The organism is Streptomyces cyslabdanicus (assembly GCF_052663305.1).
The window spans coordinates 47,530-66,579 of sequence record NZ_JBQRUW010000033.1; the positions used below are offsets into that span (position 1 = coordinate 47,530).

Sequence of the window (19,050 nt, forward strand, 5' to 3'; positions counted from 1 at the left end):
TGGGGGCGGGACCCGGAGCAGGACCGTGTGTGCCGGAGCTCCCCCGCAAGGATTCGAACCTTGTCCTGCTGGTACCAAAAACCAGTGTGCTGCCAGTTACACCACGGGGGACAGCGCTTCAGACCTTACCGGAGACGTGTCCGGGTCCGGGCCACGATTCCGTTCCGCCGGCCCGGGCGACGGGCCCGCGATCCGGAGGGAAGGTCCGCTTCCGGGATCGAACGGGACATGGTTCAGCAGTTCGAGGGATACCGGCTGGTTCAGCTGTTATTCGATTACGGAGTGTGCTGCTGTCCGGTCCCCGGAACTCACCGGAAATGCGCGGGCCGGCGCCCGTAGGCTGGGGGCCATGACCACGACGGGGGAAGACCACGAGGCGGTCCCGACCGGGCCGCCGTGGTGGTGGGCGCGCTGGCGCAGCGCGGCGCTCGACGGGGGGCTCGCGCTGATGTCCGCCCTGGAGTGCGGGGCCGAGGGCGTGCCGTTCGCCAGGGACGCGGGGATCCCGGCGTCGCTGGGCATCGTGTTCGGCGTGCTGACCGGGTCCGTGCTGCTCGTCCGGCGGCGGTGGCCGATCGCGGTGGTGCTGGTGGCGATCGCCGTCACGCCGGCCCAGATGGGCTTCCTGATGGGCATCGTCGGGCTGTACACGCTGGCGTCGTGCGAGTTGCCGCGCCGGGTGATCGCCGCGTTGGCCGGGATGTCCCTGGTCGGGACGATGATCGTGACGTTCGTGCGGGTGCGCCAGGACATGGCGCGCGGGGATCTGACCCTCGGTAACTGGTTCGTGCCGTTCGCCGCGGTGACCACCTCGCTCGGGCTGACGGCCCCTCCTCTTCTTCTCGGCCTGTACGTCGGGGCCCGGCGGCGGCTGATGGAGAGCCTGCGGGAGCGGGCGGACAGCCTCGAGCGGGAGTTGCAGCTGCTCGCGGAGCGGGCGGAGGAGCGGGCGGAGTGGGCCCGCAACGAGGAGCGCACCCGGATCGCGCGGGAGATGCACGACGTGGTCGCGCACCGGGTGAGTCTGATGGTGGTCCATGCCGCCGCCCTGCAGGCCGTGGCCCGCAAGGATCCGGAGAAGGCGGTGAAGAACGCGGCCCTGGTGGGGGACATGGGGCGGCAGGCGCTGACCGAGCTGCGGGAGATGCTCGGCGTGCTGCGCAGCACGGAGGGGCCCGCCCAGGCCCAGGTTCAGGCCCAGGCCCGGGTGCCGTCGCAGGCGGAGGCGCCGGAGCAGGGCGCGTCCCGGGCACCGGACGCCGTGCCGCTCGCCGCGGTGGGGGCCGCCGCGGCGGCCGCGGCCTCGCGGGCCGCGGGCGGCGCACCCGAGGGGCCGTGCCTGTCGGAGCTGGACGAACTGGTCGGGCAGTCCGCGGCCGCCGGGATGGTCGTGGACCTCTCGGTGCAGGGCACGGCCCGCTCGTACGCGGCCGAGGTCGAGCAGACGGCGTACCGCGTGGTGCAGGAGGCGCTGACGAACGTCCACAAGCACGCGGCGGGGGCGAAGACGTACGTGCGGCTGGCGCACCGGTCGTCGGAGATCGCGATGCAGGTGGAGAACGAGCCGCCGCCCGAGCTCGCCTCGGCCTCCGCGGCGGGGCTGCCGTCGGGCGGGAACGGACTGCTCGGGATGCGGGAGCGGGTCGTCGCGCTGGGCGGTGTGTTCGTGTCGGGGCCGACGGACGCGGGCGGCTTCCGCGTGTCGGCGGTGATCCCGGCGTCGTGACGCCTCTCCCGCCCGGTGCGCGACGAGGGGTGCACCGTGGGTGCCGGTGTGCGGCCCCCATGTGAGCCGTACGGTGCTCAGCCCGTGGTGAGCCGTACGGTGCTCAGCCCGTGGTGAGCCGTACGGGTTCCGTGCCGGAGACGAGGGCCGACAGGGCCTGGTCGATGCCGGGGCCGAGGTACCAGTCGCCGGTGTGGTCGAGGGCGTAGACCCGGCCTTCGCTGTCGATGGCGAGCAGGGACCCGCTGTCGGTCTCGGCGCCCAGGGGGCAGACCTCGGTGTCCAGGGCGCGGCCGAGGTCGCCGAGGGTGCGGGCCAGGTGGAGGCCGTGCAGCGGGTCCAGGTCGAGGACGGCGGGGGCGATCCGGCGGCCGGCGCCGGTGGGCGTGACGCGCAGGCCGCCGAACTCCGCCCAGGCCTCGACGGCGGCGGGGAACACGCAGTGGTGGTGACCGGCGGGCGAGAGGTGCTCGCGCAGGGCGTCGGCCCACACCTCGGCCTGCTTTATGTCCCAGCGCCCCGGTCGCCAGCCGGCGGCGCGCAGTGCGGCCTCGACGGGTTCGGGGAAGCGTGCCGGGGTTCCCCCCTGCTCGGGGGGGAAGGAGGCGTGGTCGGTGTGCATCTGCCCTTCGTTCGTGGATCGTGCCGTGGCGGGTGGCGCCGCGGCGGGTGGCGCGGCCGGGTTCGCGGCGGCCGCGGTCGGGGGGCGGTCGGCCGGGTCAGCCCTTCGGGGCGGTCGGGTCGACGACGCGGACGCCGAAGTGGGCGCTGAGCGCGGCGCAGGCCCGGCAGGGGCCGGCGAAGCTGCCGTGCAGGGGGTCGCCGTCCTCGCGGATGCGCCGGGTGGTGAGCTTGGCGTGTTTCAGGCTCTTGCGGGCCTCGCCGTTGCTCATGGGTTTGCGGGCGGCACGTTTGCTGCGGGCGGCGTCGACGGCGGTGATGTGCCGGGAGATCAGGACGGTCTCGGCGCAGCGGCCGGTGAAGCGGTCGCGCTGGGCACTGGTGAGGGCGTCGAGGAAGTCCTGCACGAGAGGGTGCAGGGCGGGCGGCTCCTCACCGCGGGCGGCGGTGCCGGTGAGGGTGGCGCCGCGCACGGAGAGGGCGGCGGCGACGGTCGGCAGGATGCCGTCGCGGCGGTGGCGGAGCGTCGGGGCGTGCGGAGTCTCGGCGCTGCTCCAGCCGACTCTGGGGTCGCCGGAGGCGCTCGTGTGCGGTCCCGCCTGCGTCGCGTTCATGATCGTTTTTCCCTCCCGTGCATCCCCCGGAAACTCACAGAGTGCCAAACCGCGGGGCCGCTGCGGAAGCTGGGGCGGTGTGAGACACCCCGTCCGGGGCAGTGCGTCACTGGAGGGTGACGGCTGGTCACGGCGGGCCCGGGTCGGTGGGTGGCGGCCCGGTGACCGGTGACGTCGTACCGCATAGGCTGTCGGCACGCCGCGATCCGCGCGGTGGACGCGTTGGAGAGAAGTAGGGATACGGGCCTCGGCGGGGCGGACCAGCGAGCCGGTCGCCGTGGGCCGTACAGAGTGCCGCAGGGGGCAACAGCCATGACGACAGGTCGGCTCGGGCTTGGGGTACCACCCGGCCGCCAGGCTGGAGGACAGGCCGCGCCGCCGAACGCGGCCTATGCCGGGCAGGTCGTGCACTTTCCGGATCCGGTCCGGGCCGCACGTCACCCGAGAGGGGTGCGGGTCGACGACCGCGGTTTCCCCGACTTCTCGCCGTACGCGCGGGCCGCGGTGGAGATCGCGGAGCCTCCGCAGGGGTTCGGGGTCGACGAACTGCGGCTGACGGACTACGTGTCCGCGAACGCGGTGATGGCGGTGTCGGGGCACGAGCTGTGGGACACGGTGCCCAACGTGGCGACCCCGCACGGCTGGACGTGGCACCACGTGGCCGGCTCCCGGCGTCTGGAACTGGTCCCGGTGGAGGTGAAGGCGCTGCTGCGCCACCACGGCGGGATCGCGACCGCGAACGTCGACCAGAACAAGCGGGGCACCCGCCCGTTGCAGGAGACGCGGCCGGCGCACTTCCGGCTGCCGAAGTCGGGTGCCGCGGTGTCGGAGCAGCAGGTGCAGGGGGTCGAGGAGGACCTCGGGTACCGGCTGCCGGGCGCCTACCGCTCGTTCCTGAAGGCGGCGGGTGGCTGCGCGCCCGTCGGGACCGCCCTGGACGCGGAGTTGGGACTGCTGGTCGACCAGCCGTTCTTCACGGTCCGCGAGGAGGCCGCGGTCAACGACCTGGTGTACGTCAACAAGTGCCTGCGCGACCATCTGACCAAGGACTACCTGGCCGTCGGTTTCGTCCAGGGCGGACTGCTCGCCGTGAAGGTGAAGGGCGAGCGGACCGGTTCGATGTGGTTCTGCGCGTACGACGACGCGCGGGACGTGGATCCGTCCTGGCCGCAGGCGGAGCGGGTGCAGCGGCTGCTGCTGCCGTGCGGTGAGGACTTCGACGCGTTCCTGTCCCGGCTGGCGGGCTCGCCGCCGGAGTTGGAGACGGTGGCGAACCTGATGGTGGACGGCGGTTTCGCCCGTGCCGTCGCCGTCCCGTCGGTGGGGGAGTGAGTCGAGCGATGGTGACGTTCGCGCAGGCGCAGGAGCGCGCCGAAGAGTGGATCAACGGTGACGTGCCCGCGTACCAGCACCGCGAGGTGCGGGTACGGGAGTTCGAGCTGGGCTTCGTGGTGTGGGCCGAGGACCGCGAGGGCGGCCCGCGCCTGGACGGTGGCGCGCAGCGGCTCGTGATCGCCCGGGACAGCGGGGAGGCCACGCTGTGGCCCGCGCTGCCGGTGGGCGAGGTGGTCCGCCGGTACGAGGAGGAGTACGGCCGCATCGAGCCGGTCGCCGACGCGGCGCCGGCGCCCCCGGCGCGGGTGGACCTGAACCAGACGTCGTTCCTGCTGAGCCCGCCGGAGTGGCTTCAGGAGGCGGCGGACCGGATGGGCATTCCGGACCGGCGCGGCGACACGGGCACGGGGGGCGGCGCGGCGTCCGGGAGCGGTCAGCTCCCTCAGACGCAGGCCGGGGTGCCGGTGGGCGCCTCCGCGGACGCGGGCACACCGGGCACGCCGGCCGGGGCGACCCCGTGGGCGGGTACGGACACCAACGCCGACACCGGGGACGACCGTTCCGTGCCGCTGCCGGCGACCGTTTTCGCGCCGCCGCTGAGCGGCTCCGACGACGACACCCCGCCGCCCTCCGCCCCGTCGGATGCCAAGACGGCGCTGATGGCGGGCGGCAGCGCGCTCCCGCGCACCACGTTCGCACCGTCGCTCGGCGACCCCAACGGACCGGTCCCACCGGGCACTTCCCCCACCCCGGGCGCACCGCAGGGGAGCACGCCGCCGCCGTCGGGGCCGGTGGGTGGTGCGGGGCACGGGTATCCGCAGGGGCCGGGCGGACCGGTGGCCCCCGGCACTCCGCCTCCGCCGCCGGTCGGGCCGGCAAGTGATGCGGGCTACGGGTATCCGCAGGGGCCGGGACCGGGTACTCCGCCTCCGCCGCCGGGCGCGGTGCCGGGCGCGCCGGGTACCCCGGCCGCTCCGGGTACTCCGGTGCCGGGTGCCCCCGGTGCCCCCGGTGCTCCGGGCACTCCGCCGCAGGGGCCGGGCGTCCCGGGTACCCCGCCGCCGGGTGTGCAGGTGACGGACGGTGCCGCCGGGCAGGGGCGGGCGTTCGCGCCCCACGCCGGTGACATCGCCGACGCCGCGACCAGCAAGGCGGCGCCTCCGCCGCGCCGTGGGGGCGGTGCGACCACGCCTCCGCCGCCGGGCGCTCCGGGCGCGCCGGGTGCGCGGCCGGGCGGCCCGTCCACGCCGCCCCCGTCGGGCACCGCCGGCGGTTACGTGCCGACCCAGCTGGTGTCGTCGCTCGGCCCCGACGGGCCCGAGGGCCTCACCGGTCCGGGCGCACCCGGCGGCACGCCCCCGGGCGGCGTCCACCACGCCGCCACGATGCTCGCCGACCCCGGTCAGAGCAGCGGGGGCATCCCGCACCCGCCGGCTCCGCCCGGCGCCCCGGGTGCCTCCGGCGTGCCGCAGCCGCCGACGCCCCCTGGGACTCCGGGTGCTCCTGGCGTCCCGGGCACCCCCGGTACGCCTCCGGGTGCCCCGGGCATGCCCGCCGCCCCCGGCGCTCCGGGAGCCGTGCATCGCGCGGAGACGATGCTGGCGGCGCCTGCCTCGGGCGGCCCCCACACGCCTCCGCCGCCACCGGGAGCTCCCGGCGTCCCGGGTGCCCTCGGCGTGCCCGGCGTGCCGCCGCCGGGCGCGGTGCCGCCGCCGGGCACGCCGTCCGTGCCGGGTCAGGCCGTGCCGGGCGCGCCGCCCGTGCCAGGGCAGGCCATGTCGGGGCAGCCGCCCGTGCCGGGTCAGGCCGTTCCAGGGCAGCCGCCCGTTCCGGGGCAGCAGCCCCCGGCCTACGGCTACCCCCAGCAGGGGCAGCCGACCGTCGGGCCCGGCTACCAGGCCGTGTTGCGCTACCGCGCGCACGACGGATCCGAGCAGCAGCTGATCCGGCGCTCCGCGCCCGGCACGCCGCACCCGGAGTGGCAGATCTTCCACGAGCTGCGCGCCATGAACGTGCCGCCGGACCGGGTCCTGGAGCTGCACACGGAGCTGGAGTCCTGCCGGCTGCCGGGCGCGTACTGCGCGCGGATGATCCGCGAGCAGTGGCCGCAGGCCCGCATCGCGTCCATCGCCCCGTACGGCACCGACCATGCGAGCCGCCAGCAGGGCATGCAGCAACTGCTCGCACACCAGGGTGAGTTGCACCAGGTGGCGGACGGACCGGCCCGTCCGGGTCCGGTCCGTGCGCCGCTGCCCCCGGTGCATCCGGTGCCGCCGATCCCCCCGGAGGGGATCGCGCAGGAGCTCGCGGCGGCGTTCGGGCCGGGCGTGTTCCGGTTCGAGCAGGCGGCGGTCTCCCGGCAGGGCGTGCCGCCCGTCGTGGCGCACACGCTGGTGGTGGCGGGGCTGCCCATCGACATGGGCCCGTTCTTCTGGGCGCAGGCCCAGCCGGGGCGCCCGGTGCCGACGCTGGCGGAACTGGCGGCCGAGCGCGGGGTGCAGCCGGCGTCGGACGCGGGTTCCTACCTGGTCATGGGCAGCGACTTCGGCAAGGCGATCTGCGTGCAGTACGGCACGGCGAACATCGTGGCGGTCCCCGTGGAGGCGGGGCCGGGCGGTGCGCCCGTGGCGCCGCAGTTCGTGAACACCGGCCTGCCGGAGTTCGCCCGCTGCCTGGCGCTGCTCGGCCGGATGTGGCGGCTGCGGTTCGGCCTGAACCAGGAGCAGGCGGGCCGCTGGACCGTCGACTTCCAGGCCCAGTTGGCCGAACTCGACCCGGCGGCGCTCGGTTCGCCCGAGAGCTGGTGGTCGGTGCTCCTCGAGCAGATGTGGGACGGGCTGCTGTGAGCGCGTGAGCGTGTGAGTGTTCGGCGCGGAGGGCCGGACCCGGTCGTGTGACCGGGTCCGGCCTTTTGCGTTCGAGGCGGGCCAACGGCTGCGCCCGGAGTGTCGCGTTATGAACATTTCCGCCCAATCCCTCAAGATGTGCGCGAAATCACCGACGCGGAGAGGGGTCCAGGATGGGCAGCGCACCGATGTCGCTTCACGGTTTCGTGGTCGTACGGGGGCGTGGCTACCGCCCCGATCAGGTGAACGCCTTCGCGGACGCCCTCTCCGACGACCGGGACGCCGCCTGGGAGCGCGCCGCGCGGCTGACCGTCCTGGCCAGGAACATGGAGGCGGAACTCGCGGTCCTGCGGGAGAGGGTCACCGGGCTCGGCGAGCAGACCTACGAGTCGCTGGGCGAGGGCGCCCGGCGGCTGTACGAGCTGGGGCTCGAGGAGGCGCGGGCGGTTCGGGAACGGGCACGGCAGGAGGCGGACGAACTGCTGGAGACGGCGCGGACGTACGCGGACGGTGTGCTCCAGGACGCGCGGGCGCGCGCCGACGCCGTGCGCGCCGAGGCGGACGAACGGGCCCGGCAGCGGCTCCTCGTGGCCCGGGCGGAGGCCGACGACATCCGGATCGCGGTGCGGCGCGAGGTGAAGGAGTCCCGCGGTGAGGCGCTGGCGGCGCTGCGGGAGATGCGGCAGCGCACGTCCGGGATGCTCACCGAGCAGTCCCGTGAGCACGCCGACGCACTGGTCGAGGCGGAGCGGGAGGCAGCCGAGCGCGAGGCCGGGCTGGAGGCGGAGCACCCCGAACGGATGGCGGCCGCCCGGACGACGCTGTCCGAGGCGGAGCGGGCCCTCGCCGACGCGCGGGAGGCGGCGCGGCGGGGACCGGAGGAGGCGGCGGCGCGGGCGGCGCGGATGCTGGCCGAGGCGCGGCGGCGGGCCGACCGGATCGCCCACGAGACCGAGCTGGTCCTGCGCGAGCACGGCGAGGTGTGGGACGGCGTACGGGCCCAGATGGACACCGTGCAGGACAGCATCACGGTCCTGAAGGAAGGAGCTTGGGCCGAACAGTGCCCCGCGGCCGGCCGGCTCACTCCTTGAGTACCGGGAAGCGGCGCGGCGCCAGGAGCAGCAGCACCGTGAACGCCAGCGCCGCCGCGCACCCCGCCCCCACGTAGACCGTGTGGACCGCGTCCGCGATGGCCCGCCGGGTGGCCTCGGGCACGGTGCCCGAACCCAGGGCCCCTGTCACCGAGTCCAGGTCGCTCGCGCCGCCGAGGCGCGAGGCCAGCACCCCGTTGGCGACCGCGCCGAAGACGGACGCGCCGAGCGTCTGGCCGGTCTGGCGGCAGAAGAGGACGGACGCGGTGGCCGTGCCCCGCTCCGACCACCCCACCGTCGACTGGACGCCCACGATGAGGGGGAGCTGGAACAGGCCGAGGGCCGCGCCCAGCACCAGCATCAGGGCGGCGGGCTGCCAGGCCGCGCCCGGGTAGGGCAGGAAGGGGAAGGCGAACAGGATCAGGGCCGCCGCGCCGATGCCGAGCATGGCGGTGTTGCGGAAGCCGATCCGCCGGTAGACGTGCTGACTGAGCGCGGCCGACACCGGCCAGCTCAGGGTCCAGACCGACAGGACGAAACCGGCGGCCACCGGCGCCAGGCCGAGCACCGACTGGGCGTACGTCGGCAGGAAGACCGTGGGGGCGACCATCAGCAACCCCAGGGCGCCCAGGGCGAGGTTCACCGCGGCGATCGTGCGGCGGCGCCACACCCAGCCCGGGAGGATCGGATCGGCCGCCCGCCGTTCGATCAAAACCACCAGGGCGGCCAGCGCGAGACCCGTACCGAACAGGGCGAGCGACGGCGCCGACAGCCACGGCCACGCCACCCTGCACCACCGCGGTGAGCAGGACGCCCGCGCACGCGAACACCGCCAGCGCGCCGGCCCAGTCGACGCGCGGCCGCGATCGTGGCTCCCGCTCGGGCTCGCGCAGGTGGCGGACGATCAGCCACAGGGCCACGGAGCCGATCGGAAGGTTGACCAGGAAGATCCAGCGCCAGTCGGCGTAGGCGGCCAGGACGCCGCCCAGGGCCGGTCCGGCGATCGCCGACACCGCCCACACCGTGGACAGCTTCGCCTGGATCTTCGGGCGCTGCTCCAGCGGGTACAGGTCGGCGGCGAGGGTCTGGACGGTGCCCTGCAACGCGCCGCCGCCCAGGCCCTGGACGACCCGGAAGGCGATCAGCGCGCCCATGTTCCAGGCGCCGGCGCACAGCAGGGAGCCGACGAGGAAGACGACCGCGCCCGCCACGAGCACCGGTTTGCGGCCGAAGGTGTCGGACAGCTTGCCGTAGACGGGCAGAGTCACCGTCACGGCCAGCAGGTAGCCCGAGAACAGCCAGGAGAACACGGAGAAGCCGCCCAGGTCTCCGACGATCTGCGGTACCGCCGTCGACACGATCGTCGAGTCGAGCGCGGCGAGCGCCATGGCCAGCATGAGCGCGGCGACGACCGCGCCCCGCCGGTCGGTCGCGCCGGGCCGGGCGGCCTGCCGTGTCGCGGGTTCGGTGCTGCCCACTCGGATCCTTTCCCTCTGCATCCATCTGCCTCGGACAGCTTCCCACTTGACCCTCCCGCGGCGGGAGGGCGGAGGCCGAGGGGGCCGGGAGGAGGAGACGACCCTGAGAAGGGGTCCACCCGTGGGGGGAGGCCCCCTAGGGGAAGCTCCGTACCCGGGGTCGGGGAGGGCTCGTACCGACGGAGGACGAGCGGGGGCGGGGGCGGTCCTTAATCTGGCTTTACGCCGCGGGGAGCCGGTACGCCGGAGTGGCGGGGGTGGGGTTTTCCCCCGGAGAAGACTGCGCTGAGCACCAGCGCGCCGGACACCCCCCGTCGAGCAGACTCATCGGCGTACCGAGGCGCACGACGTACACACCCACTTCGCACGTGACGCACCACCGGACGCTTCACCACCAGACCGACATAGGAGACTTGACGTGACAACGGCTGTGACCATTCCCAGGCACGGGGGTACTGGAGGGACTACGGCCGTCGCCGCGCGGGCGCGGCAGGTCGTGAAGGCGTACGGGGCCGGGGAGACCCGCGTCGTCGCCCTCGACCACGTCGACGTGGACATCGCCCGCGGCCGGTTCACCGCGATCATGGGCCCCTCGGGCTCCGGCAAGTCCACGCTGATGCACTGCCTCGCCGGTCTCGACACCGTGACGAGCGGGCAGATCTTCCTGGACGAGACCGAGATCACCGGGTTGAAGGACAAGAAGCTCACGCAACTGCGCCGGGACCGGATCGGCTTCATCTTCCAGGCGTTCAACCTGCTGCCCACGCTGAACGCGCTCGAGAACATCACCCTGCCCATGGACATCGCCGGCCGCAAGCCGGACCGGAAGTGGCTGGAGCAGGTGGTGGAGACCGTCGGTCTCGCGGGACGGCTCAGGCACCGGCCCAACCAGCTCTCCGGGGGCCAGCAGCAGCGCGTCGCCGTGGCCCGTGCCCTGGCCGCCCGGCCCGAGATCATCTTCGGTGACGAGCCGACCGGCAACCTGGACTCCCGCGCGGGCGCCGAGGTGCTGGGCTTCCTGCGCCGGTCCGTGGACGAACTGGGCCAGACGATCGTGATGGTCACGCACGACCCGGTGGCCGCCTCCTACGCCGACCGTGTGCTGTACCTCGCCGACGGCCGGATCGTCGACGAGATGAACCAGCCGACGGCCGATCAGGTCCTGGACCGCATGAAGGACTTCGACGCCCGGGGGCGTACGTCATGACCGTCCTGAAGACCTCCCTGCGCAACTTCTTCGCGCACAAGGGACGGATGGCGCTGTCGGCGGTCGCCGTGCTGCTGTCGGTGGCCTTCGTGTGCGGCACGCTCGTGTTCACCGACACCATGAACACGACGTTCGACAAGCTGTTCCAGGCGACGGCGTCGGACGTGACGGTCAGCGCCAAGGGATCGTCCGACACCGGTGAGACCACCTCCCGCACCGGCAGGCCGCCGGTCATGCCTGTCTCCCTGCTCGCCGAGGTGCGCGGAATCCAGGGCGTGCGGGCGGCGGAGGGGGCGGTGTTCTCCACCTCGGTGACCGTCGTCGATGCCGACAAGGACAAGCTGTCGCCCAGCAGCGGCGCGCCGACCATCGTCGGCAACTGGACCGACAACGACGCCCGCACCATGAAGATCACCTCCGGCGCGGCGCCCAAGGGCCCGGACCAGATCATGGTCGACGCCGACACCGCCGACAAGCACCACCTGAAGCTCGGCGACGAGATCGGTGTGATCACGGCGGTCGGCACCCACCGCGCGCACGTGTCCGGCATCGCCACCTACACCGTCACCAACCCCGGCGCGGCGATCTTCTACCTGGACACGAAGACCGCCCAGCGGACCCTGGTCGGCCGGACCGGCGTCTACACGAGCGTCAACGTCACGGCCGCCAAGGGCGTCACCGACGAGCAGCTGAAGAAGAACGTGGCCGCCACGATCGGCGCCGGCTACAAGGTGCAGACCGCCAAGGAGGTCGCCGACGCCAACCAGAAGGACATCGAGAGCTTCCTGAACGTGATGAAGTACGGGATGCTCGGCTTCGCCGGAATCGCGTTCCTGGTCGGCATCTTCCTGATCATCAACACCTTCTCGATGCTGGTCGCCCAGCGCACCCGGGAGATCGGCCTGATGCGTGCCATCGGCTCCTCCCGCCGCCAGGTCAACCGGTCCGTGCTGGTCGAGGCGCTGCTGCTGGGCGTCGTCGGCTCCGTGCTCGGCGTCGGGGCGGGCGTCGGCATCGCGGTCGGCCTGATGAAGCTCATGGGCCAGATGGGCATGCACCTGTCCACGGACGACCTCACGGTCGCCTGGACCACCCCGGTCATCGGCCTGGTCCTCGGCGTGGTCGTCACCGTCCTCGCCGCCTACCTGCCCGCCCGGCGGGCCGGCAAGGTCTCCCCGATGGCCGCCCTGCGCGACGCGGGGACTCCGGCCGACGGCCGGGCCGGGACCGTACGGGCCGTCGTCGGCCTGGTCCTCACCGGCGCAGGCGCCGCGAGCCTGTACGCCGCGGCCACCGCCGACAAGGCCACCGAGGGCTCGGGGTGGCTGGGGCTGGGCGTGGTGCTCACCCTGATCGGCCTCGTCGTCGTCGGCCCGCTGCTCGTGGGCGGCCTGGTCCGCGTCCTCAGCGCGGTCCTGCTGCGGATCTTCGGCCCGATCGGGCGGATGGCCGAGCGCAACGCGCTGCGCAACCCGCGCCGCACCGGCGCCACCGGCGCCGCGCTGATGATCGGACTGGCCCTGGTGGCCTGCCTGTCGGTGGTCGGCTCCTCGATGGTCGCCTCCGCCACCGACCAGCTCGACAAGACCGTCGGCACGGACTTCATCATCCAGAGCGACAACGGCGACGTCATCACCCCGCAGGCGGTGAAGGCCGTGAAGGACGCCCCGGGCCTGGAGCGGGTCACCGAGTACAAGCTCGTGGACGTCTCCCTGACCACCCCGGACGGCCGCACCGCCAAGAACGAGATGATCAACGCGGCCGACCCGACCTACGCCCAGGACCTGCGCACCAAGACGGTGGAGGGCACGCTCGCCGACGCCTACCGGGCCGACTCGATGTCGGTCCCGGAGGGCTTCGCCAAGAAGCACGGCGTCAAGCAGGGCTCCACGATCCAGGTCGGTTTCAAGGGCGGCACGACGGCCCAGCTCACGGTCCGCGCGATCACCAGCGACGACGGCCTGATCGACAACGGCGCGATGTACGTCTCGATCGCCACCGCCGCGAAGTACGTGCCCGCCGACCGGATGCCGCTCGACCTGCTGCTCTTCGCCACCGCCAAGGACGGTCAGGAGACAGCCGCGTACCAGGCGCTCAAGTCCGCGCTGCACGACTACCCGCAGTACACCGTGCGCGACCAGACCGACTACAAGGAGGAGCTGCAGAACCAGATCGGCCAGCTGCTCGACATGGTCTACGCCCTGCTCGCCCTGGCGATCATCGTCGCCGTCCTGGGCGTGGTGAACACCCTGGCGCTGTCGGTGGTCGAGCGGACGAGGGAGATCGGCCTGATGCGGGCGATCGGCCTCTCCCGCCGCCAGCTGCGCCGCATGATCCGCCTGGAGTCCGTGGTGATCGCCCTGTTCGGCGCGCTGCTGGGCCTGGGCCTGGGCATGGGCTGGGGCGCGACCGCCCAGAAGCTGCTCGCCCTTGAGGGCCTGAAGGTCCTGGACATTCCCTGGCCGACCATCATCGGCGTCTTCGTCGGCTCGGCCTTCGTGGGCCTGTTCGCCGCCCTGATCCCGGCCTTCCGGGCGGGCCGGATGAACGTACTGAACGCGATCGCGACGGAGTAGCGGGCGCGGTGCGATGCCTCCGTGGACGGGGGTCACGGGGAACCCGGTGCCGGGAAGTCAGGGGGACTTCCCGGCACCTGGCTTGTGCCGGAAGGGCCGGCGGGGCCGCGACCAGGGTTGTCCACAGCACCCGCGGGCCGTCCGCCCGGCGGCGTACGCTGAAGGAATCCCCGGCCCGCCGCACGAGTCGGGTCCTTCGCGTTGCCCACCCTCGGACGGATTCGGACGGAAAGCCCCCCATGAGCCTGCACGGTCTGCTCGACGCCGTCGTCAAGGACCCCGCCCTCGCGGAAGCGACCACCGCGGCGGCGGACGGCAACCGCATGCACGTCGACCTCGTCGGTCCGCCCGCCGCCCGCCCCTTCGCCGTCGCCGCCCTGGCCCGTGAGACCGCCCGCCCCGTGCTCGCGGTGACGGCGACCGGCCGCGAGGCCGAGGACCTGGTCGCGGCCCTGCGCTCGCTGCTGCCCGCCGACGGCGTCGTGGAGTACCCCTCCTGGGAGACGCTGCCGCACGAGCGGCTCAGCCCGCGCAGCGACACCGTGGGCCGCCGCCTGGCCGTGCTGCGCCGCCTGGCCCACCCCAGCCCCGACGACGCGGAGACCGGCCCGGTCTCCGTCGTTGTCGCACCGGTGCGCTCGGTACTCCAGCCGCAGGTCAAGGGCCTGGGCGACCTGGTGCCGGTGTCCCTGCGGACAGGACAGACCGCGGACCTGAACGACGTGGTGGCCGACCTCGCCGCCGCCGCGTACTCCCGCGTGGAGCTGGTGGAGAAGCGCGGCGAGTTCGCCGTGCGCGGCGGCATCCTCGACGTCTTCCCGCCCACCGAGGAACACCCCCTGCGCGTCGAGTTCTGGGGCGACGACGTCGAGGAGATCCGGTACTTCAAGGTCGCCGACCAGCGCTCCCTGGAGGTCGCCGAGCACGGCCTGTGGGCCCCGCCCTGCCGTGAGCTGCTGCTCACCGAGGACGTCCGCGCACGGGCGCGCGCCCTCGCCGAGCGGCACCCCGAGCTCGGCGAGCTGCTGGGCAGGATCGCCGAGGGCATCGCGGTGGAGGGCATGGAGTCCCTGGCGCCGGTCCTGGTCGACGACATGGAGCTGCTGCTCGACGTGCTGCCCAAGGGCGCCATGACCGTGGTGTGCGACCCGGAGCGGGTGCGCACGCGCGCGGCGGACCTGGTGGCGACCTCCCAGGAGTTCCTCCAGGCGTCCTGGGCGGCCTCGGCCGGCGGAGGAGAGGCGCCCATCGACCTCGGGGCGGCCTCCCTGTGGTCCATCGCGGACGTCCGGGACCGGGCACGCGAGCTGGACATGATGTGGTGGTCGGTGTCGCCGTTCGCCGCGGACGAGACGGCGTACGACGGGGACGGGGACACGCTCAAGCTGGGCATGCACGCGCCCGAGACGTACCGCGGGGACATCGCGAAGGCGCTCGCCGACACCAAGGGCTGGCTCGCGGACGGCTGGCGCGCGGTGTACGTCACCGAGGGCCACGGCCCGGCCTCGCGCACCGTCGAGGTGCTGGGCGGGGAGGGCGTCGCGGCCCGCCTCGACGTGGACCTCGGGCAGCTGTCCCCGTCGGTCGTGCACGTGGCCTGCGGCGGCATCGACCACGGCTTCGTCGACGCCGCGCTGAAGCTGGCCGTGCTCACCGAGACCGACCTGACCGGCCAGAAGACGGCCGCCCGTGACGGCGCCCGGATGCCGGTGCGGCGGCGCAAGACCATCGACCCGCTGACCCTGGAGACGGGCGACTACATCGTCCACGAGCAGCACGGCGTGGGCCGCTACATCGAGATGGTCCAGCGCACGGTGCAGGGCGCGACCCGCGAGTACCTGGTGGTGGAGTACGCCCCGGCCAAGCGCGGCCAGCCCGGCGACCGGCTGTACATCCCCACCGACCAGCTGGAGCAGATCACCAAGTACGTCGGCGGTGAGGCGCCCACGCTGCACCGGCTCGGCGGCGCCGACTGGACGAAGACCAAGGCGCGGGCGAAGAAGGCGGTCAAGGAGATCGCCGCCGACCTGATCAAGCTCTACAGCGCCCGCATGGCGGCCCCCGGGCACGCCTTCGGCACGGACACGCCGTGGCAGCGCGAGCTGGAGGACGCCTTCCCGTACGCGGAGACCCCGGACCAGCTGACCACGATCGCCGAGGTCAAGGAGGACATGGAGAAGTCGGTCCCGATGGACCGCCTGATCTGCGGCGACGTCGGCTACGGCAAGACGGAGATCGCGGTCCGCGCCGCCTTCAAGGCCGTCCAGGACGGCAAGCAGGTCGCGGTCCTGGTCCCGACGACGCTGCTGGTGCAGCAGCACTTCGGCACGTTCTCCGAGCGGTACGCGCAGTTCCCGGTGAACGTCAGGGCGCTCTCCCGCTTCCAGACCGACACCGAGGCGAAGGCGGTCCTGGAGGGCCTCGGGGACGGCGCGGTGGACATCGTCATCGGCACCCACCGCCTGTTCTCCTCGGAGACGAAGTTCAAGGACCTCGGCCTGGTCGTCGTCGACGAGGAGCAGCGCTTCGGCGTCGAGCACAAGGAGCAGCTGAAGAAGCTGCGCGCGAACGTCGACGTCCTGACGATGTCGGCGACCCCGATCCCGCGCACGCTGGAGATGGCGGTGACCGGCATCAGGGAGATGTCGACGATCACCACGCCACCCGAGGAGCGCCACCCGGTGCTGACGTTCGTCGGGCCGTACGAGGAGAAGCAGATCGGCGCGGCGATCCGCCGTGAACTGCTGCGCGAGGGCCAGGTCTTCTACATCCACAACCGGGTGGAGTCCATCGACCGCGCCGCGGCCCGGCTGCGGGAGATCGTCCCCGAGGCGCGGATCGCCACCGCCCACGGCCAGATGTCGGAGGCGGCCCTGGAGCAGGTCGTCGTCGACTTCTGGGAGAAGAAGTTCGACGTGCTGGTCTCCACGACGATCGTCGAGTCCGGCATCGACATCTCCAACGCCAACACCCTGATCGTGGAGCGCGGCGACAACTTCGGCCTGTCCCAGCTGCACCAGCTGCGCGGTCGCGTCGGCCGCGGCCGCGAGCGCGGCTACGCCTACTTCCTGTACCCGCCGGAGAAGCCGCTGACGGAGACGGCCCACGAGCGGCTGGCGACCATCGCGCAGCACACCGAGATGGGCGCGGGCATGTACGTGGCGATGAAGGACCTGGAGATCCGCGGCGCCGGAAACCTGCTGGGCGGCGAGCAGTCCGGGCACATCGCCGGCGTCGGCTTCGACCTGTACGTGCGGATGGTGGGCGAGGCGGTCGCGGACTACCGGCGGCAGTTGGAGACGGGGGAGATCGAGGAGGAGCCGCCGCTCGAGGTCAAGATCGAGCTGCCGGTCGACGCGCACGTCCCGCACGACTACGCGCCCGGCGAGCGGCTGCGCCTCCAGGCCTACCGGTCCATCGCCTCCGCGAACTCCGAGGAGGACATCAAGGCCGTCCGCGAGGAACTCACCGACCGCTACGGCAAGTTGCCCGAGCCGGTGGAGAACCTGCTGCTGGTGGCCGGGCTGCGCATGCTCGCCCGGGCCTGCGGCGTCGGCGAGATCGTCCTCCAGGGCAACAACATCCGCTTCGCCCCTGTGGAGTTGCGCGAGTCGCAGGAGCTGCGCGTCAAGCGCCTCTACCCCGGCTCGGTGATCAAGCCGGCCGTCCACCAGGTCCTCGTGCCCCGCCCCAAGACCGCGAAGATCGGCGGCAAGCCGCTGGTCGGCCGTGAACTGCTGGGTTGGGTGGGGGAGTTCCTGACGTCCATCCTGGGCTCGTAGCCCGCGCGCCCGCGCCCCGCGCCCCAGTACCCGCTGCGTGGCCCGGGCATCTTCCCCGCTACCGTGGTCATCAGGTGAAAGACGCCCGCAACAGGGGCGTGACCAGGCAGGTTAGGGGAGGGGCGCAGCATGACGCGTCTGAGGGGCGGGGCGGTTGCGGCTGCCGTACTGGCACTGGCCGTGACCGGATGCACGGAGGAGATCAGCGGCTCGAGCGGGCCGGAGGAGACGGTGAACGGGAGCCCGGCGCTCACCGCCGCCGAGTCACTGCCCGTCAAGGGGCGGTCGCCGAAGACCGGTTACGTCCGGGAGAAGTTCGGCTCCGCCTGGGCGGACACTGACGGCAACGGCTGCCCCACCCGGGACGACATCCTCAAACGGGACCTGAAGCAGCTGCGGTTCACCGACGGCGACTGCAAGGTGTCCTACGGCGTCCTGCGGCCGGACCCGTACACCGGCACGGACATCACCTTCGAGCGCGGCCGCAGCAAGGTCGACATAGACCATGTCGTCGCCCTCTCGGACGCCTGGCAGAAGGGCGCCGCCTACTGGGACGCGAGCAAGCGCATAGCGCTGGCCAACGACCCGCTCAACCTGCTCGCCGTGGACGCGAGCGCCAACCGCTCCAAGGGCGACGGCGACGCGGCGACGTGGCTGCCACCCAACAAGGCCTACCGGTGCGCGTACGTCGCCGCGCAGGTCGCGGTGAAGAAGAAGTACGAGCTGTGGGTCACCGCCGCGGAGAAGGCCGCGATGAAGAAGGTCCTGTCGACCTGCCCCGCCCAGAAGCTCCCCACCGGCGGCAACCCGACGAAGGCTCCGGAGCGCTTCCACGCCCGCTGAGCGTACGAACGGAGCGGGTGGCACCACGTGCGCCGGACCGCCCCCTCCGACGGCCCGGATCACGCGGTGCCACCCGCCCGGCATCAGTCGCCCAGCTTGTCCAGGTCGATGACCTTGCCCCGGGGCGCGTCGGCGGGCACCGGCTTGCCGAAGTCGGTGAAGGTGATGGCGACGGGGTCCTTCTTGGAGTCGCTGGTGACCTTCAGGAGGTAGGGCTTGCCCTCGGTGGCGACATAGGCCGTGTAGTTGTCCTTGCCGTCCTTCTCGTGCAGGACGATCGCCGGAACGCCGCCGACCTTGGTCGTCGCGCCGCGCTTGGCGTCCGTGCTGCCCTCGTCGGTCCCGGCCAGCACCGTGTCGAGATCGCAGAACCCCGCGATGTCCTCGGCGTCCTTGCCCTTGGCGGCCGTCTTGGTCCACTTCCCGGCCATGAAGGACACCACCGCGTCGGTCTCCTCCTTGGAGTCGCCCTCGCTCTGTGCGCGCAGGAACTCCTCGTCGTACCTCATGTAGAGGGTGTCGCCGGTCTTGATCAGCTCGGCCTTGCCTGTTCCGCCCATGCTCATGGTGCCGGCGCACTCGCCCTTCTTGTTCAGGGCCATGTCGATCCGGATCGTGCCGCCGGTGTCGTCGTCGTGGACGTCCCCCGTCATCCGCAGCGACGGGGCGCCGGTGGTGGCCTTCATGGCGCGTTCGGAGATCTCGCTTCCGGTGAGCCCGGCGAACGGTCCCTTGGGCTTGTTGTCGGCACAGCCGGTGAGTCCGGCCGCGGCCGCGGTGGCGAGGCAGAGGGCGGCAAATGCGGTGCGACGCATGGGAGTTCCTTGGGGGTGATGTGACACGCGATGCGATGAGAGGGGGCCGGGGCGGGGGGGCGCGGTGGGGCGACCCGCCCCCGTACCCGATGGGCGTCAGGAGGACCTCTTCCCAT

Annotated in this window: 11 protein-coding genes, 1 tRNA gene and 1 pseudogene; 8 read left to right on the forward strand and 5 right to left on the reverse strand. The window is 73.0% G+C overall.

Annotated features, from left to right (window positions below):
• Positions 1–38: 38 nt before the first annotated feature.
• Positions 39–111: transfer RNA gene (locus ACTYVM_RS20015), tRNA-Gln, on the reverse strand.
• 238 nt (positions 112–349) lie between these two features.
• Here ACTYVM_RS20015 and ACTYVM_RS20020 point away from each other — a divergent pair.
• A complete protein-coding gene (locus tag ACTYVM_RS20020) occupies positions 350–1,726 on the forward strand; it encodes a sensor histidine kinase (RefSeq protein WP_445527216.1) in 1,377 nt (458 codons plus the stop codon).
• Between the two features lie 103 nt (positions 1,727–1,829).
• Here the strand turns inward: ACTYVM_RS20020 and ACTYVM_RS20025 are convergent, their stop codons facing one another.
• Positions 1,830–2,348: an SUKH-3 domain-containing protein gene (locus tag ACTYVM_RS20025; protein WP_445527217.1), complete on the reverse strand. Its 519-nt coding sequence runs from the start codon at positions 2,346–2,348 to the stop codon at positions 1,830–1,832.
• A gap of 97 nt (positions 2,349–2,445) precedes the next feature.
• Positions 2,446–2,961 carry a YwqJ-related putative deaminase gene (locus ACTYVM_RS20030; protein ID WP_400032258.1) on the reverse strand — a complete coding sequence of 172 codons (516 nt, stop codon included), beginning with the start codon at positions 2,959–2,961 and terminating at the stop codon, positions 2,446–2,448.
• A 312-nt stretch (positions 2,962–3,273) separates the two neighbouring features.
• Here ACTYVM_RS20030 and ACTYVM_RS20035 point away from each other — a divergent pair, with 312 nt between their 5' ends.
• The 3 genes from ACTYVM_RS20035 to ACTYVM_RS20045 all read left to right on the forward strand — a co-directional run bounded on the left by ACTYVM_RS20035 (position 3,274) and on the right by ACTYVM_RS20045 (position 8,233).
• The gene (locus ACTYVM_RS20035; RefSeq protein ID WP_445527218.1) at positions 3,274–4,293 is read left to right on the forward strand and encodes an SMI1/KNR4 family protein; all 1,020 of its coding nucleotides are present in this window, start codon (positions 3,274–3,276) and stop codon (positions 4,291–4,293) included.
• Positions 4,294–4,301: 8 nt separating this feature from the next.
• Positions 4,302–7,142, forward strand: a complete 2,841-nt coding sequence (locus ACTYVM_RS20040; protein ID WP_445527219.1) for an SUKH-4 family immunity protein — start codon at positions 4,302–4,304, stop codon at positions 7,140–7,142.
• A gap of 188 nt (positions 7,143–7,330) precedes the next feature.
• The gene (locus ACTYVM_RS20045) at positions 7,331–8,233 is read left to right on the forward strand and encodes a cellulose-binding protein (protein ID WP_445527220.1); all 903 of its coding nucleotides are present in this window, start codon (positions 7,331–7,333) and stop codon (positions 8,231–8,233) included.
• Here the strand turns inward: ACTYVM_RS20045 and ACTYVM_RS20050 are convergent.
• Positions 8,223–9,711 (reverse strand): annotated as a pseudogene (locus ACTYVM_RS20050) (MFS transporter). The gene ACTYVM_RS20045 and the pseudogene ACTYVM_RS20050 overlap by 11 nt on opposite strands.
• A 418-nt stretch (positions 9,712–10,129) precedes the next feature.
• Here ACTYVM_RS20050 and ACTYVM_RS20055 point away from each other — a divergent pair.
• From ACTYVM_RS20055 to ACTYVM_RS20070, 4 genes are all read left to right on the forward strand, one after another.
• The gene (locus tag ACTYVM_RS20055) at positions 10,130–10,918 is read left to right on the forward strand and encodes an ABC transporter ATP-binding protein (protein ID WP_445527221.1); all 789 of its coding nucleotides are present in this window, start codon (positions 10,130–10,132) and stop codon (positions 10,916–10,918) included.
• Positions 10,915–13,494, forward strand: a complete 2,580-nt coding sequence (locus ACTYVM_RS20060; RefSeq protein ID WP_445527222.1) for an ABC transporter permease — start codon at positions 10,915–10,917, stop codon at positions 13,492–13,494. The genes ACTYVM_RS20055 and ACTYVM_RS20060 overlap by 4 nt, the downstream gene beginning before the upstream one ends.
• 239 nt (positions 13,495–13,733) lie before the next feature.
• On the forward strand, positions 13,734–17,276 hold the full coding sequence (gene mfd, locus ACTYVM_RS20065; protein ID WP_445527223.1) for a transcription-repair coupling factor: 3,543 nt from the start codon (positions 13,734–13,736) through the stop codon (positions 17,274–17,276).
• Between the two features lie 129 nt (positions 17,277–17,405).
• Positions 17,406–18,119, forward strand: a complete 714-nt coding sequence (locus tag ACTYVM_RS20070; RefSeq protein WP_445527224.1) for an HNH endonuclease family protein — start codon at positions 17,406–17,408, stop codon at positions 18,117–18,119.
• An 83-nt stretch (positions 18,120–18,202) separates the two neighbouring features.
• Here the strand turns inward: ACTYVM_RS20070 and ACTYVM_RS20075 are convergent, their stop codons facing one another.
• Positions 18,203–18,934 (reverse strand): hypothetical protein, encoded by a 732-nt coding sequence (locus ACTYVM_RS20075; protein ID WP_445527225.1) that lies wholly within the window; start codon positions 18,932–18,934, stop codon positions 18,203–18,205.
• Positions 18,935–19,050: the final 116 nt, after the last annotated feature.

Bases quoted from the DNA above. Each gene is read 5' to 3' on its own strand.
- ACTYVM_RS20020 (WP_445527216.1), top strand. From the start codon at position 350: ATGACCACGACGGGGGAAGACCACGAGGCGGTCCCGACCGGGCCGCCG.
- ACTYVM_RS20025 (WP_445527217.1), bottom strand. From the start codon at position 2,348: ATGCACACCGACCACGCCTCCTTCCCCCCCGAGCAGGGGGGAACCCCG.
- ACTYVM_RS20030 (WP_400032258.1), bottom strand. From the start codon at position 2,961: ATGAACGCGACGCAGGCGGGACCGCACACGAGCGCCTCCGGCGACCCC.
- ACTYVM_RS20035 (WP_445527218.1), top strand. From the start codon at position 3,274: ATGACGACAGGTCGGCTCGGGCTTGGGGTACCACCCGGCCGCCAGGCT.
- ACTYVM_RS20040 (WP_445527219.1), top strand. From the start codon at position 4,302: ATGGTGACGTTCGCGCAGGCGCAGGAGCGCGCCGAAGAGTGGATCAAC.
- ACTYVM_RS20045 (WP_445527220.1), top strand. From the start codon at position 7,331: ATGTCGCTTCACGGTTTCGTGGTCGTACGGGGGCGTGGCTACCGCCCC.
- ACTYVM_RS20060 (WP_445527222.1), top strand. From the start codon at position 10,915: ATGACCGTCCTGAAGACCTCCCTGCGCAACTTCTTCGCGCACAAGGGA.
- mfd (WP_445527223.1), top strand. From the start codon at position 13,734: ATGAGCCTGCACGGTCTGCTCGACGCCGTCGTCAAGGACCCCGCCCTC.
- ACTYVM_RS20070 (WP_445527224.1), top strand. From the start codon at position 17,406: ATGACGCGTCTGAGGGGCGGGGCGGTTGCGGCTGCCGTACTGGCACTG.
- ACTYVM_RS20075 (WP_445527225.1), bottom strand. From the start codon at position 18,934: ATGCGTCGCACCGCATTTGCCGCCCTCTGCCTCGCCACCGCGGCCGCG.